This window comes from Sporosarcina psychrophila, assembly GCF_001590685.1.
In the GTDB taxonomy this organism is placed as follows: Bacteria; Bacillota; Bacilli; order Bacillales_A; family Planococcaceae; genus Sporosarcina; species Sporosarcina psychrophila.
On record NZ_CP014616.1, the window covers coordinates 744,071 to 759,017 of the forward strand.

Genomic DNA, 14,947 nt, shown 5'->3' on the forward strand with positions numbered 1-14,947 from the left:
GAGTTTGTGAAAAAACGGTGTCAGACGTGGAGAAACCGGTGCCTGACACCGCTAATGATTACTTTTCGATTAGCTTAAATTTTTGCCAAGGATGAATCTGATCTAGTAAAAACTGTTCCTCTTTGTCAACTGTTGCAACAATATTTGTGTTTCCACTGTTCTCCATAGGAGAGAGGGCAATATGGAGTTCACCTTTGTAACGCTCATAGCCGGAATTATCGATTGTGACACTTCCACGAGCAATTGTATCTGTATCATGAGCTGGGAAGTCATGTTGTTGATAGAGAACACGACTTTGCGTAGAACGGATAACATAGGCGGAAACATCTCCACGGTTGAAGTGTGGATTTTCTAACGCAATTTCTTTCTCCATCTGTGAAGTTTGTTCTTTAAAGTCCACCTTTAATTCTAATAAATAGCGGTTGAGCAAGGATAAACTTTTTAACTCCTCCTCTGACGCAAAAGCATTACCGATAATCAAATCATCAATGAGATTTGTTTGGAAGAAATCCTTTGCTTGAACATCAATGGGTAAAAAGCGATGCTCCTCAAGAGTTGGAAGGCCTTCTTGGACTGGCCACGGTCCAAACTCTGCATCTTTTGAAGAAATCATAGCTGCTGTACGGATGCCATTTTCTTTATATTGGGCAGAGCATTTGAGGAAATGTTCTCTTGATAGGCCCGTGTAACGTCGAGGATAAAAGTTATGGCAACCAATTATTTTTTGCTTGTTCGGTTGATAGGAAAGAATATTTTCAAGGTATTTCGTTCCTTGACTCATATTCAATTCAATGGAAAGTCCATAGTCATTGAAAGACATAACGCTTTCTTCTAATCCTGAAAAACCGAGGTCAAGCCTAAGCCCAGACAGACCAAGTTCCTTAAAATACGATAAATCTTTATAGGAAAGATTTTTTTCTTCGAAAACCGATGGACTGACATCGGCAATAACTTCAAACTCGAGTTCGTTTGCCTTTTTTAAAAGAGTTTGCAGTTGTTGGGTATCTTGTTCATCCGTTGCGGACATTAGACAGGTGAACATACGTGTGAAACCATAGAAACTAGCTTTTTCCATATAGTTGACGAGTTCTATTTCTGTCCCATACTGTGGATAAATTGAAATTCCGAGCTTTCTCATTTACACTAGTGCCTTCATTGAAAACTGTGGTAAATAGGCTTGATTGACTTCTAGTATCTCATCTAACAATAACTTAGCTACTTTACTGGAAGGAACAAACGGATTAGTTGTTAAGGCAAGCAACGCTTTTTGTTTATTTCCGGTCACAGCAGCTTCGATTGTTAATTGTTCAAATGCTTTTATCTGTTGGATTAAGCCGTTCAATTCAGGAGGGAGTTTACCAACTTGAATGGGCTGTGGTCCTTCACTATTAACAGTACAAGACACTTCAATAACAACATTATCCGGGAGATCTGTAATGGTTCCATTATTAGGGACGTTCACCGTATGAATGGCATGGTCATTGGTAACAATTGATGAAATAAGAGAGATGGCTGCTTCTGAATAAAGTGAACCGCCTCGTTCTTCTAATTCTTTCGGTTTGACGTCTAAATTAGGATTCTTATAGGTTTCAAATAATCCTTTTTCAATGATTTTAACTTGTTCAGCACGTGTTCCTCTGAGTTCGGCTGCTTCTTTTTCTTCAATCAGCATTTCATCCATCATGTAGTAATAACGATGATAGGGGCATGGCAAAGCATTTAACGCTTGTAAAAACTCTTTATCCCATGGCGCATCATGAATGTTGCGCATATTCATATTGCGTCCCTCAGCGATGCGCTCGATAAGTGTACTCATTTTATCCTCACCGTTGACGAATACCTTTGTTGCATAGACAAGGTGATTTAATCCGGCAAAGGACATGTTTAGATTATCTCGATCAACTTCTAAAATAGTTGCAGTCATTTGTTTCATATTAATAGGCACATTACAGAGACCGATAGCTTTGACAGACGTGTACTTATGAATTGCTTCTGTTACTATTCCTGCTGGGTTGGTAAAGTTAATCAACCAGGCATCATTTGAATATTGCTCAATCTCTTTACAAATATCGAGGATGACGGGAATCGTCCGAAGGGCTTTTGCAAATCCCCCAGGTCCAACAGTTTCTTGACCAATTACATCGTATTTTAGTGGGATACGTTCATCACTTGCCCTTGCATCAAGACCACCAACCCGAAATTGTGTTAATACAAAATCTGCATTTGTAATTGCTTTAACACGATCAAAGGTAAGTTCAATCGTGATGGGAAGACCGCTTTTTTTAATCATTCTCTTTGCAAGAGAACCGACAATTTCAAGTTTTTCTTTTCCCGCTTCAATATCAACCAATACGATTTCATCTGCTTTTATTTGAGTCGCCCGAAGAATAATACCTTCGATTAGTTCAGGTGTATAGCTACTGCCACCACCGATTACCGCAATTTTCATAGTTGGTTCCTCCAATATCTATAATATTTGTATGAATTTTATAGTCAAAAATAAAAGGGGGGAGCAATCACTGTATTAACTCGATTTCTCCCGAATGATATTATTTACAATTCAACTTTTCCGGCAGCTATTCATCGCTTCATATAAGGCGATAAATTCACCTGCAAGATCTTTAAATGTGATTGCGTTCATAAGATGATCTTGTGCATGAATGAGCAGGAGAGAGGATTCTACTTTCTCACCACGAATTTCTGACTGTATTAAAAATGTTTGAACACGATGTGCATTGCTCATTTCCACATTTGCTTTTTCAATCAATTCGTTAGCCTGATCAAAATTATTTTCTTTTGCAGCTTGAATCGCCTCGAAGGCAGTGCTTTTTGCATTCCCGCTATAAAGAATGATCTGCATGATTTGTTCTTCTAAGTTCATAACTGCTCACTACTTCCTACTTGAGATTAATGTTTTTTCTTCTGGTTGTAATATAGGCCCATCTTGGACTGATAATTCATTTTGTTGTTGACGAGAATCAGCTTCATCTTGTAATGCCAGTTCTTCTTGAAGTTTTTTCACTTCAATTCTTTCCGCAATTTTAACAAATGGCAGATAAATTACTACTGAAATGATTAAGTTAACAGCGGCTAATACAGCCCCTTTCCAAGATCCTGTGGCCAAAAACCCACCAATAACAGGTGGTGTTGTCCATGGGATGAGGTTAACCGTTTTTGGAACAATTCCAGTTGCAATCATAACGTAACTAAAGATTACCAGAACTACTGGCGTCAAGATGAATGGAATGATTAACAATGGATTTAACACAATCGGGAAACCAAATAGAATTGGCTCATTAATATTAAATAGACTTGGTCCCGCACTCAAGCCCGATATGTTTCGATAATGTTTATGACGACGGCCTGCAATAAACACCGCAATGATCAAACCAAGCGTTGCACCTGTACCCCCTAAATACATAAAGGCATCAAAAAATGGTTTTGTTACGATATAAGGAATTTCTAATCCAGCTTCAAATGCTTTTATATTTGCTTCAATTGCTGGTAAATAAACCGCTTGCATAACTGGCTCCATAACATTTCCTCCATGAAGTCCAAAAAACCAAAGAACATGGATAATCAATGCAAGAACAATGGCCGACCCAGGTGTGTTAGCCAATTTGGAGACTGGCTCCTGTAATGCATCGAAGAATGCTTGATGGATATCAGGCATACCTGCTACTAAAGTAAATACCTTAATTAGACCAAATATACTTATTGCAATCATAGCTGGGAATAGAGCTGCAAATGATTTTGCTACCGCTGTCGGAACGCTAGGAGGCATCTTCATTACGAGCCTCTTATTGCCAAGTAATCTCGTGAAAATCTCAGTTGAAACGAGTGCTACAATAATAGCGATAAATAATCCTTGTGAACCGGCCCAAACTAATGGTAATCCTGAGCCCTCCGCAATGGGCGTTGTAATCGTTAGTAAAGAAGCAAAAGAGACAACCCCGGCTGACAGACCGTCCTTATCGTATGAACGGGCAAGTTGATAGGAAATTGTGAAGGCGATAAGTAACGAAACAATTGCGAATGTCCCCGTCCAAACGGCCCCACCAAATTGCTTCCAAGCATCACCGCCAAAAATCATCTCCATAAAATTCTGGTATGCTTCAATCGGCAAATTATTGATAAGCGTAACCATTGAACCAAGAATCATTAATGGCATGATAATAACAAAGCCATCACGAATGGCAGCTAGGTGACGTTGAGCCCCAATACGACCACCAATTTCCATAAACTTATCCATTTTTCCGTTCATTTTATTCTCCCCTTTATTCTTCCTTGGAATAAGAAAGAATGTATTTTTAGTTGATTATTCCGTTAATTTAAATTAAAGATCAGAAATTCGACAAACCTCCGAATCTCTCCCCATATGATCTTCGTATCACTGGAAAAGCTTTTAGCCTATGATTATAGCAATGCAAGCGCCTTTGCAAGAACGGATTCGCCATTCATTGTGCCGTAATCGATACTTTCGATAACTTGAACTGGGATGTTCTTTCCTTCAACTGCTTTTTCAATTTTCTTTTTTAGATAACGCACTTGCGGTCCTAATAGTAGAACGTCAATTGAATCGAAGTGTCTACTAGACTCCGCTTCCGATACAGCAAAAATTTTAACATCCATAGCTTGAGCCTTTGCTGCCGATTCCATTTTTGTCACTAGTAAGCTAGTTGACATTCCTGCAGAACAAACGAGCATGATGGTTTTCATAGTCTATTCCTCCCCATTTCCTCTTTTTATAATTCAAGTAAATAGTGTTAGCCGTATATTTACTTGTACGTCTATTTAATATGCAAGAAGCGTGCCGACTTTTTTTGGTGTAAACGCTGTCTTTTTGCGCCTTTTACGTTACACACATAAAAGTGAGGTGTGTAAACGTTCACACACCTCACTTTTTTAGGGTACCTATGTTGAGATACGATTGTTTTCTACAAACATTTTATAAATATGCATCTGTTCACTTTCTGCAAAGGTAATATCATATTCGACTTCTAAGCTATATAAGATAGTTTTCACAATCGCGAGCTTGTCTGCATGCTCTTGATGAAACTTTTTTGGACTAGGGAATGGACGTGCTGGTTGATTTAATCTCATATTTTCAATGAGAAAGGCTAAGTGGAGGATAATGCCCGTATCGACCCCAGTATCCAGTGTGATGCTCAATTGCAATTCAAGTTTAATCACGGTTTTTTGCAACAGTTGTATTAAACGAGAGACAGAGGGAATCATTTTAAAGTGATTTTCAAGTGCTTCTACCATCTCGCTATAGGGTTCATGATTACCAATTAAATTTTCTAATCTTTTTAAATGATGGTCCTGGAAGATTTCAATCGGTGAAAAGTAAGGGATATTGAAGTATTCGAATTGGACAGTCCCTGCAATCGCTAATATATTATAGTCCTCTAGTAATTGATCGATTTTTTCTGTGAAAGATTGCCGATGAAGAAATTGTAAAGTAATAAGTTCGATATTTTTTCCTTTTACAACTTTTTCTAACTGTTCTTTAATCATTTTAGCGACACCATCGCCTGTGAAGCAAGCTGTAATGATGGCTTTTTTGGATGGTTTCGGAAGGGATGCCGACGAACTGAACTGATTTTCAAGTAATTGCTTACTGCTATGATATATATCTTCCAAGCTTCTTCCTAATGAAGCTTTTCGAACCGCTTCCATTACTACAGGTGTACTTGCCATTGATACTGTTTTTGTTTTTATGCCCATCTCTTCAAAAATCATATGGCCAAAGGAAGAAAGTGAGCCCATATCTACAAGGAATAAGACTCCTTTTGTCGGTTGTAGATCATGTATTGCACCTTTGATAAGGTCATACATATCCCGTGCATCCATTGAAAGTGGCATATCAAAAGCCTTCCCGAGTCGTACGCCTAATAGATCCTGAACAGTCATTAACATACTAGTTGCAGTCGAGTTTCCATGCATAACGACGATAATGATGACCTTGTGTTCTTGGGTATACATGTTTTCTTCTATTTCGGGTACTAAAAACATGGTGATAAAACCGATTTCGTCAAGTGGAATTTCTACACCGACTTCATTTCCTATCATTTGTGCAGCTTCAATGGCGACTTTAAATTCTTTTGGATATTTTTTATGAATTTTATTTAAATTGGGATGTGAGATCAAGTTGTTCTGTTCGATTCGCTCAATTGTTCTTTGTAAATGAAGTGCAAAGGCAAATTTCATTTTCTTCTTAAAGGAACGATTTAATTCTAGTTCTGCAAAGTGGAAAATCTTATCAGTGATCTCCAAAATTTGATTATTAACCATTTCTTTTAAACCAACTTGTGGTAAATGGTCAATGTATTCATCAAAATATTGATTGAAATCAACAAGCAATTCTGTTTGAATCTCTTTATCGTTCTTACCCTCTTGGTGGAGTTGTTTTAACTTGTTCTCCATATTTTGATAAAGATTTTCCTCGTGTTCTTGGTCAATATACTCAGTACTTTCATCTTTATGGGAAAACGTGAAAACTTTCTTTTCCGTATCAATGAGTCCATCCATTTTTTCTCGATATTGTTTAACGTCCAGTAATCCTTTTTGGACATGGATTGATAGGTCATTCTGCCGAATTAGGATGCTCGATGTTTGATTTGATATATAATGCAAAAAAGATTTTGCGCAAGCGAGTTTTAAATCACGCTGTAATTGACCAATGTTAGCAGTCGTACGATAAAGTAAAAATGCGGTTAGTGCATGCCTTTCAACATAGATGGTCTCATTCAAAGATCCTGACTCCTGGATAAGAAAGTGCTCGATTAGCTGATAACGTTCTTCAAATTGGCGCTCCTCTAATGAGGGCAATGTTATCGTCATCGGAATCCTTCTTGTGAAAGTTTCAAGTAAATAAGATTCCGTAGATTCCGTAGTGGCCCCGATGATTTGGACAGAAGCGGTTTTCGTTTCCTCACTATCCCCTAAGCTTCGAAATTCCCCTTTATCGATGAAAGTAAATAGCATTTCTTGGCCTTCGGGAGGTAACCGATGAATTTCATCTAAAAACAAGACCCCTTTATCGGCTTTTTGTATTAGCCCTATCCGATTCTCAGTGGCCCCTGTAAAAGCCCCTTTTTTCACTCCGAAAATATGTCCGAACAACAGCTGGGGATTTTGAGCATAATCCGCACAATTGAATTGAATGAAAGGGGCATTCTCTTCGATACATTTTGACTCAAGAGAATAGTTGTACATAATTTTAGCGAAAAAGGATTTTCCAGTGCCTGTTTTACCTAGAATTAAAGTGTGCAAACCCCTTGGTGGATAGTGGATTGCGGCTTTCGCTTGTTGGACGGAAATTCTCAAACTTCCTTCCGTACCGATTAAGTGAGAAAACGCATCGTGATTAGGTTCTGCATATTTTGGTTTAGGCAATAACTCCTTATAAAAATAGAGGATTGGTTTCCCGCTAGTTTTTTCAATTAAACCATCTTTGTAAAGTTCATTTAAATATCTACTGACATTTGACCGATCAAGTTGAAGGTGTTCGGCTACCTCGATGGCGGAGACACTACTTTTTACTTTTTTAATATAATAAAAAATATCGTCTTTACGGCCCATATGTATTCCTCCTCAAGCGGCTACATTGTTTCAACTAATATGAATAGTTCGGTATTATCTTTATTTCTACCATGGTATCACAAACAAGTTCAATCAGATAGAAGACTTGAACCAAGTTTCATTCCACCTACAATTGGATTTTCAAGCGAAGACTGGGATTTCAAAAGGTCTAGTAGCCTTATACCGAAACAAAAAGACTTCTCGCGTCTGGCTTTCTAACGAAGGTGAAACAGGAGATAGGTACTTATAACTAATAGCAGTAGTAATGGATTGAAATGATAAAGGATACTTTTGACCTTATAGTTGCTAAAATAAATGATCTTTACAATTGGATGATTAGTAGATGGTTGAGTTGTCTGAATTATTGCTATATAATTATAAGGAAAGGGGGATGCTTGTAAATGAGGAAATACTTGAGGGAGTTCGGCGCTTTTCCTGACATTGCTGTTATGCTGCTTATTTTGATAGTTTGTGCTTCATTAACCGTTCCACATGTACTCCATCTTTGGACGTGGGTTGCTTTAGTCTTGGGAATGCTGACATATGCAACAAGTGAATACATGGTTCACCGTTTTTTATTTCACATTAAGACTCCAGAAAACCCGTTTATGCTGAAGATGATCAAACGGTTACACTATGATCATCATGTCGATCCGGATGATTTGAAATTATTGTTTCTGCCGTTATGGTTCAGTATTCCGGGATTTATCATTTATGGACTTATTATATTCCTAATAACGGGGAGCACGAACCTGACGGCGTCATTCGCGACAGGCTTAGTGGCTTACTTCCTCTATTATGAATGGAAACATTATATTGCCCATAAGCCAATACAGCCCCGTACGAAAATGGGGAAAAATATTAAGAAGCATCATCTTTTGCATCATTTTAAAAATGAAAATTATTGGTTTGGTGTCACCCATACTTCATTCGATAAAACGCTTGGAACCTTTAAAGAAAACAAGGAAGTTGAAAAAAGTCCGACCGCACGTAATTTGGAAAACAGGGTGTAAGTACAATACTCGTTTCCCTGGTTATTGCAACTAGGGAAACTTAACATGTTCTCGCAACGTATTAATAGTAAGAAACATTTCAAGAACATGTCTTGCTTAGTGAGAGAGGACTTAGAGAGCAGAAAATGAAACGCAAATTTTTCTACGAAGATTGGAGCAAAAAATATGGAGTTAGAAAAATTTATGGCAACAAATTTCCCAAACTTAGTTCTTACGCCACCATTGTTTTATAACTGGGACATTGGTATTCGATTTGAATTAGGAGTGGACTGGAAAAGGGAAGAGAATAAAGAAGGTAGTGTCTATCTTAGAGGAGTTTACGACAGGGCTATCACTTTGTTTGAGTCTTTACACCAAGAGGATGAAGAGATTTTAGTTGTGGTAAATGCACATGATTATGGAGGTAAATGGGCGTTCCGTGGGAAATTGAATTTGTTCTCACGGTATGTACGGGATAAGTCTGTTCTGTACAAATTACAGCATAAGATGATTCCTTACATAATTCCCGAAGACGATGAAGACGGTAAATACAAAACACATCTCTTTATTCTTAAATGTAAAACCTCTGACATTAGATACGTCTCCCTCTTAAAAGCCATATGCAATACTGATATGGGAGTAAAACCGAGTATTAATAATCGAGTCTTTTTTATCAATGTGAAAAATGAAACCATCTTCCATGTGTATGATGACAGAGGCTGTGATTTGGTGGCTAAGTCCCCGGAAGCAATTCGGAGTATCTATGCGAAATATAACGATTGGATATTGGATTATGATAGGGAAAAGATTGATAAAGTATTTAGTTGAGTAGTTCGATTCGAAAAGCGATACTCTTAATTGAAGATTCTTTGCGTATAAAAAAGGACGAAACCATATTGGTATTCGTCCTTTTGATATTTTTTTGAAATATCACGTCTGTTGATTAACCAAAAGTAACCAGTGAATAACATGATCAGCTACTGAGCGCTACGTGTATAGTTGACTTTGGATTGAATGACTTCTATACGATTACCGAGATGTCTGGATGTGTAGGGATGCGAATTTGTCGCATCCCTACACATTTTTTTCGGTAATCGTATGGTGGTCCTTTATCCCGGATTAACGGGCAGTAAGACCCCCACTTCAAGTCTTCAAGGACAAAAGAAAAATAAGTGGGGGATCAACTGCCCGTAAAAGCCCGAATGGTTAAACTAACAATCAGTGGGGGATGAAGAACCCCCCTCTGATTGAAGATTAACTTTATCTGTCGTGCTCCAAATCCATAAGTACTCGTAGCGCTGAATCTTTTTTGGACGAAAGAATAGCGGGGCTTCTTATCCGGATAAAAGCCGCCAAAGATGTAATTTTGGCTGCTGATTCTTCCAATATTGTTTTTACTTTTTTTGGTAAAGAACTGTCGCTTTCTATAAGATATTACATGAATTAGATACATACTCTTTACTAAAAGTAAGCAAGGAACGCATTGTACGACGTGCAAGAGTGCCCGAAATTGCACCTTCGGGCACTTACACTCTACATAGAATGTCATCTATTCTTTTCTTCCAAAACTACTGCATTTTTCACTTGAATAGTATAGGTACGAGACAGGCTACTATTCGCAACAGGATTACCGGAAAAAGTGTGGCTAGAAGTGACAGAGTCACTTCTAGCCACACTAGGATCCCTCAGTAAATCTGTCATGAATAGTTAGCCGAAAGCGGGCCGAAAATAGTCCAGTGAAAATCAAGGTCATCAAGCCCTACTCACCAGACGTGTTGAAATATATTTCTAAACAGCGAAGTAAGCTTCGATGATTAACTTTGTCGTTTGTTCGTCCATCTCCAAATGCTTAACATCAGTTCCTTCAATAAGTTGCTGCGTGTTATTGTCATCGAAATTGAATGAGCGGGATAAGTAGGCATTGAATACGCTAATCATGCCGTTCAGCCTCTCTTCCTCAGCTGTCAGCATTCCAGGTTCTGCGTTCTCGATGATTTCCAACTGTTGAAAATCAAGTGCGTTTTTGATGAGAGATAGAAGATCGTAATTCGTCGCAGGCGAGGGGTTTGTAATGTTGTAAATCTTGCCAGCCTCCGCTTTACTTGCAGCCAATGCTAAAATATCAGCAACGTAATTGACTGGAACAAAGTTCGATGTTGCGTTTTTACTTCCGACGACACGGTAAATAACATCAGCCTTGTCAGAAGATCTAGCGATACGACGCTTGAACACATCAAGTGCCCTCATAAAACCGTAAAGCGTGAACTCAGAATCAGCTTCGCCTGTTTCTGAATCACCAACAATAATTGAAGGACGGAATATTGATACATCCATACAATCGGAATAGGATAGGGCAAGGTGTTCGGATTTTACTTTGCTCTCTTCATAAGGATTATGAACGTTTGCATCGATTGGATAGAGTAATTCTACACCATGCGCACGTTTCCCAACAGTGTAAGCAGTGCTGATATAAATGAATTGATTTACATTAAATAGTTTGGCCAATTCCAACGCGTTTTTTGTACCTTCGTAATTGACTGATAAGAGCTCTTCACGTAATTCTTCATCGAATTTCACAAGAGCTGCGATGTGATAAAACAGGTCGACTTTGCCTTGTAATTCATGAATGACATCGTCAGAAAGTCCGAAAAGCGGTTGTGTAATATCGCCGTTTAAAAGTTGGATTCTGTTCGCAGCATCCCCTGAGAGACTCGCGACAAGTCGTTGAGCTTTGTCCATATCCCGAACGAGTACAAATAATGTATGATCAGTCGTTTCTAGTAAGTTATTTAGTAATTTACCACCAAGAAAGCCAGTAGAACCCGTTAAGAAAATCGTCAACCTAAATCCCTCCATGAATAGGACAGAAATTATCTCCGTCCAATTGCTATTCTAATTATCGCATATATGGTTGCTTAAGTGAAAAATTAGCGGTTTCATGTTTGAAATAAGGTCATTAGAGGAATACATGTTGTGGATTCGACATCAAGGAGGAACTTACAGCATGAGAAAGATGGAAGAAACACAGATGGATTTGAAGAGAGAGAAAATCATCCAAAGACTTGTGAAAGATGGGGTTTTCAAACTACATGGGAAACATCTTTACGAACTCCCGCTTTACGCACTTATGAAAGCCTATATAATACGTACCGAATAATATCGTACCGGCTGGAACCATTGCATCAGCCGGTATTTTTAGCGTGTATTGTCTTATGTTTAACCAATTGAGGTAAACTAGTGCGATAAGGTTCAGAATGGTGGGGAAATCCGATGTTAGATGACAAGTTAAAAAAACTTCAAAGCGATTGGCTAGATGAAGCAACAATTTCTGCTATGCAGGTAAAGATGAGTAGCGGAGAGTTATCGGCTGAAGAGCTTACGTTTATGTATATTGACACGATCTCATATAGGAACAAAAATATAAATGCAGTGCTTGAGTTGAACCCACAAGCTGTACAGATTGCTAGGGCTCTTGACGTAGAAAGACGGGAAAAAGGGATCCGTTCACTTCTTCATGGTATTCCGATTTTATTGAAAGATAATATGGGGACTCTCGACATGATGCATACGAGTTGCGGGTCACTTGCGCTTAAGGATTTCTATGCGGCGGAGGATTCTTTTCTCGTTAAGAAATTACGTGATGCGGGAGCTATTATTCTCGGAAAGACGAATATGACAGAGTGGGCGAATTTTATGTCCGATCGGATGACGAACGGCTGGAGTTCACGTGGTGGTCAAGTGAATAATCCATATGGTTTATTTGATGTCGGTGGATCGAGTTCGGGGGCCGCTGCAGGCATTGCAGCAAATATGGCAGCTGTGGCAATTGGCACGGAGACGACCGGATCAATCCTTAACCCGTCAGCGCAGAACTCACTCGTTGGCATTAAGCCGACTGTAGGAACAATCAGCCGTACAGGGGTGATGCCTCTTTCGTACACACAGGATACTCCGGGGCCTATGGCAAGGACCGTACACGACGCAGCAATTACATTTAGCCTGCTGATTGGCACGGACCCAGAAGACCCTGTAACAGCGGAGGCATCCCGTCTAGAAGGAATTGACTGGACGTCTGTGCTTGATAGTAGAGCACTTGAAGGTGTTCGTCTTGGCGTTGCACGAACGATTTTCGAACGAGAAGCATCAACGGAACGTTTGAACCTTTTCGATGCCGCGCTCAAAGAACTTGAGGCAGCAGGTGCTGTAATAATAGATGATGTAGAATTAGGGACAATGGAAAATGACCTCGGTTATAATGTGCTTCTCTATGAATTTAAAGCGACCTTGAATGCGTATCTAGGGAAGACACCTGCAACAAATGCGATTCGTACATTGTCCGATATTATCAACTTCAACAATGAGCATGCAGAAGAAACATTGAAATTCGGTCAAGTGATGCTGGAAAAAGTGGAGCGAACAAGTGGAACGCTGACGGAAAGGGCTTATATAGAGGCACTTCTCCGCAATCGTCATTTGGCAGGGGACATCGCACTTGGCAAAGCACTTGATGAGCATGCTATTCAAGCGCTAGTATTTCCACAAGATCATGGATGCAGTTTCGGAGCGGCAGCGGGTTTCCCATCTGTTACTGTTCCAGCAGCCTATTCCGAGGCAGGTGAACCGTTTGGCATTACATTTTCAGGGAAAGCATTTACTGAACCTGAATTAATAGGCTATGCATACGCGTTCGAACAGCGTGTCAACGCACGGAAAAAACCTTAATCAGTTTTGTCAGAAATAGAGTGTAGCAGAGCCTATTATGATAAACTGAAAGGAATAGAGTGAAAGTGGGGATAATGATGTCCTTCTTAGAAAATATGGACGAAATGTTTAAAGAAAAATGGAAGTTTGAGTACGAAATGCCAATCCAGGAGAAAATGATTCCTGAAATGCTGGCAGGTAAAGATATCGTTGCAGAGTCACCGACGGGTTCGGGCAAGACACTTGCATTTGTATTGCCACTTTTGCAATTGGTTGATGGCGATAAAAAACAAACGCAGGCGCTGATTATAACACCATCACAGGAACTGTCGATGCAAATCGTTAATGTTATCAGAGAATGGGTAACAGGAACTGGTATCACGGTTACACAACTAATTGGCGGGGCCAATATGCAGCGTCAGATTGAACAATTGAAGAAAAAACCAACAATTGTTGTTGGAACACCTGGTCGATTGGCTGAACTTATCAAGGTCAGAAAGTTGAAAATGCATGATATTCGTCACATTGTTCTTGATGAAGGCGATCAGCTTTTAGCGCGTGATCATCGTGTCGTTGTGAAAAATATGATTGAAGCGGCAAATCCGGAAAGACAAGTTATTGCCGTATCTGCGACAATTACAGATGAAATTGAAATTGTTGCTAGCAAGTTTATGAATGATCCAATCCGCATCCAAGTTGGAGCGGAAGAAATGCCGAAATCGGGTAAGGTCGTTCATTCATTTGTGAAAACGGATGCACGGGACAAAACGGATGTATTGCGTGGGATTTCTTATTTGAATGGAATTCGTGCTCTTGCATTTATTAATAATGTGGATCAGCTTCGCATGAAAGAAATGAAGCTTAGGTATAACGAAGCACCAATTGCGGTTCTTCATTCAGAAATGACGAAATTTGAGAGACAGCAAACATTGGAAAGTTTCCGTAAAGGCGAGTTGAAGATTTTGATAGCAACTGATCTTGCGGCACGAGGGCTAGACATTGATGGCTTAACACATGTTATTCACATCGACGTGCCACATACGGTTGAGCAATATTTACACCGTTCAGGCAGAACTGGACGAGCAGGCGGAGATGGGGAAGTATTGACATTGTTGTCGTACCCAGAAGAACGAGATTATCGTAAGCTGACTAAAGGAATTAAAACGGTTCAAAAAGTATGGTATAAAGGCCATCTTGCCGAAGGAAATTCAAAAACAATTGCAGCTCCTAAAAAGAAATAAGACAAGCGCAAGGGATCTATATATGTCGGGAAAATTGCACGTGTGCTGATTAACCATTTATTTGCATAAAATACTGGTGAATAGGGCTTAAAAAATCCGTTTTCACTGAATCATTTCCGGTTCGCTTTCGGCAAACTATTCACGACACATTTACCATGAGGCAAGTGTAGCTAGAAGTGACTCTGTCACTTCTAGCTACACTTTTTTCGGTAATCCTGTTGTGAATACAAGTAGCGCCCAGTAGGTGATCATGTTATTCACTGGTGATTTTTGATTAATCAATAGACGTGGGAAAATAGTTATATAAATCGAGTGAAGGCATCCCCTAGCACCGTAGTGAATTTAATGGAATACTTTATTACCACATATCTAGACAATAATAAAAAGGGCTATCCAGGAATCCAAGTGCATTGGATTTCCAGGGAC

12 protein-coding genes are annotated in these 14,947 nt (G+C 39.3%); 5 read left to right on the forward strand and 7 right to left on the reverse strand.

Going from position 1 to position 14,947, the window contains the following annotated elements:
- Positions 1 to 58: 58 nt before the first annotated feature.
- The 6 genes from AZE41_RS03500 to AZE41_RS03525 form a co-directional block, all read right to left on the reverse strand.
- Complete coding sequence (locus tag AZE41_RS03500) at positions 59 to 1,138, reverse strand: DUF871 domain-containing protein (protein WP_067205721.1); 1,080 nt, start codon at positions 1,136 to 1,138, stop codon at positions 59 to 61.
- Positions 1,139 to 2,449, reverse strand: a complete 1,311-nt coding sequence (locus AZE41_RS03505) for a 6-phospho-beta-glucosidase (protein ID WP_156475950.1) — start codon at positions 2,447 to 2,449, stop codon at positions 1,139 to 1,141.
- A gap of 111 nt (positions 2,450 to 2,560) precedes the next feature.
- Positions 2,561 to 2,881 (reverse strand): PTS lactose/cellobiose transporter subunit IIA, encoded by a 321-nt coding sequence (locus AZE41_RS03510; RefSeq protein WP_067205725.1) that lies wholly within the window; start codon positions 2,879 to 2,881, stop codon positions 2,561 to 2,563.
- A gap of 9 nt (positions 2,882 to 2,890) precedes the next feature.
- Positions 2,891 to 4,264: a PTS sugar transporter subunit IIC gene (locus AZE41_RS03515; RefSeq protein ID WP_082786479.1), complete on the reverse strand. Its 1,374-nt coding sequence runs from the start codon at positions 4,262 to 4,264 to the stop codon at positions 2,891 to 2,893.
- Positions 4,265 to 4,416: 152 nt separating this feature from the next.
- Positions 4,417 to 4,719, reverse strand: coding sequence for a PTS sugar transporter subunit IIB (locus AZE41_RS03520; protein ID WP_067205726.1), 303 nt, complete (start codon positions 4,717 to 4,719; stop codon positions 4,417 to 4,419).
- 195 nt (positions 4,720 to 4,914) lie between these two features.
- Positions 4,915 to 7,587, reverse strand: a complete 2,673-nt coding sequence (locus AZE41_RS03525) for a sigma-54-dependent transcriptional regulator (protein ID WP_067205729.1) — start codon at positions 7,585 to 7,587, stop codon at positions 4,915 to 4,917.
- A gap of 401 nt (positions 7,588 to 7,988) precedes the next feature.
- Here AZE41_RS03525 and AZE41_RS03530 point away from each other — a divergent pair, with 401 nt between their 5' ends.
- Positions 7,989 to 8,600 carry a sterol desaturase family protein gene (locus tag AZE41_RS03530; protein ID WP_067205732.1) on the forward strand — a complete coding sequence of 204 codons (612 nt, stop codon included), beginning with the start codon at positions 7,989 to 7,991 and terminating at the stop codon, positions 8,598 to 8,600.
- A 165-nt stretch (positions 8,601 to 8,765) separates the two neighbouring features.
- Positions 8,766 to 9,407, forward strand: coding sequence for a DUF3885 domain-containing protein (locus AZE41_RS03535; RefSeq protein WP_067205735.1), 642 nt, complete (start codon positions 8,766 to 8,768; stop codon positions 9,405 to 9,407).
- 960 nt (positions 9,408 to 10,367) lie between these two features.
- Here the strand turns inward: AZE41_RS03535 and AZE41_RS03540 are convergent.
- Positions 10,368 to 11,420: an SDR family oxidoreductase gene (locus AZE41_RS03540; protein WP_067205738.1), complete on the reverse strand. Its 1,053-nt coding sequence runs from the start codon at positions 11,418 to 11,420 to the stop codon at positions 10,368 to 10,370.
- A gap of 163 nt (positions 11,421 to 11,583) precedes the next feature.
- On the opposite strand from AZE41_RS03540, the gene fbpA reads away from it, so the two are divergent.
- From fbpA to AZE41_RS03550, 3 genes are all read left to right on the forward strand, one after another.
- Positions 11,584 to 11,736: a Fur-regulated basic protein FbpA gene (gene fbpA / locus AZE41_RS22520; RefSeq protein WP_156475951.1), complete on the forward strand. Its 153-nt coding sequence runs from the start codon at positions 11,584 to 11,586 to the stop codon at positions 11,734 to 11,736.
- A gap of 113 nt (positions 11,737 to 11,849) precedes the next feature.
- Positions 11,850 to 13,301, forward strand: coding sequence for an amidase family protein (locus AZE41_RS03545; protein WP_067205740.1), 1,452 nt, complete (start codon positions 11,850 to 11,852; stop codon positions 13,299 to 13,301).
- A gap of 77 nt (positions 13,302 to 13,378) precedes the next feature.
- The gene (locus AZE41_RS03550; protein WP_067205742.1) at positions 13,379 to 14,521 is read left to right on the forward strand and encodes a DEAD/DEAH box helicase; all 1,143 of its coding nucleotides are present in this window, start codon (positions 13,379 to 13,381) and stop codon (positions 14,519 to 14,521) included.
- The last annotated feature ends 426 nt before the right edge of the window (positions 14,522 to 14,947 follow it).

Excerpts from the sequence above, each read along its gene's own strand:
- AZE41_RS03520 (WP_067205726.1), bottom strand. The coding sequence starts at position 4,719 with ATGAAAACCATCATGCTCGTTTGTTCTGCAGGAATGTCAACTAGCTTA.
- AZE41_RS03505 (WP_156475950.1), bottom strand. The coding sequence starts at position 2,449 with ATGAAAATTGCGGTAATCGGTGGTGGCAGTAGCTATACACCTGAACTA.
- AZE41_RS03530 (WP_067205732.1), top strand. The coding sequence starts at position 7,989 with ATGAGGAAATACTTGAGGGAGTTCGGCGCTTTTCCTGACATTGCTGTT.
- AZE41_RS03550 (WP_067205742.1), top strand. The coding sequence starts at position 13,379 with ATGTCCTTCTTAGAAAATATGGACGAAATGTTTAAAGAAAAATGGAAG.
- AZE41_RS03510 (WP_067205725.1), bottom strand. The coding sequence starts at position 2,881 with ATGAACTTAGAAGAACAAATCATGCAGATCATTCTTTATAGCGGGAAT.
- AZE41_RS03515 (WP_082786479.1), bottom strand. The coding sequence starts at position 4,264 with ATGAACGGAAAAATGGATAAGTTTATGGAAATTGGTGGTCGTATTGGG.
- AZE41_RS03500 (WP_067205721.1), bottom strand. The coding sequence starts at position 1,138 with ATGAGAAAGCTCGGAATTTCAATTTATCCACAGTATGGGACAGAAATA.
- fbpA (WP_156475951.1), top strand. The coding sequence starts at position 11,584 with ATGAGAAAGATGGAAGAAACACAGATGGATTTGAAGAGAGAGAAAATC.
- AZE41_RS03525 (WP_067205729.1), bottom strand. The coding sequence starts at position 7,587 with ATGGGCCGTAAAGACGATATTTTTTATTATATTAAAAAAGTAAAAAGT.
- AZE41_RS03545 (WP_067205740.1), top strand. The coding sequence starts at position 11,850 with ATGTTAGATGACAAGTTAAAAAAACTTCAAAGCGATTGGCTAGATGAA.
- AZE41_RS03535 (WP_067205735.1), top strand. The coding sequence starts at position 8,766 with ATGGAGTTAGAAAAATTTATGGCAACAAATTTCCCAAACTTAGTTCTT.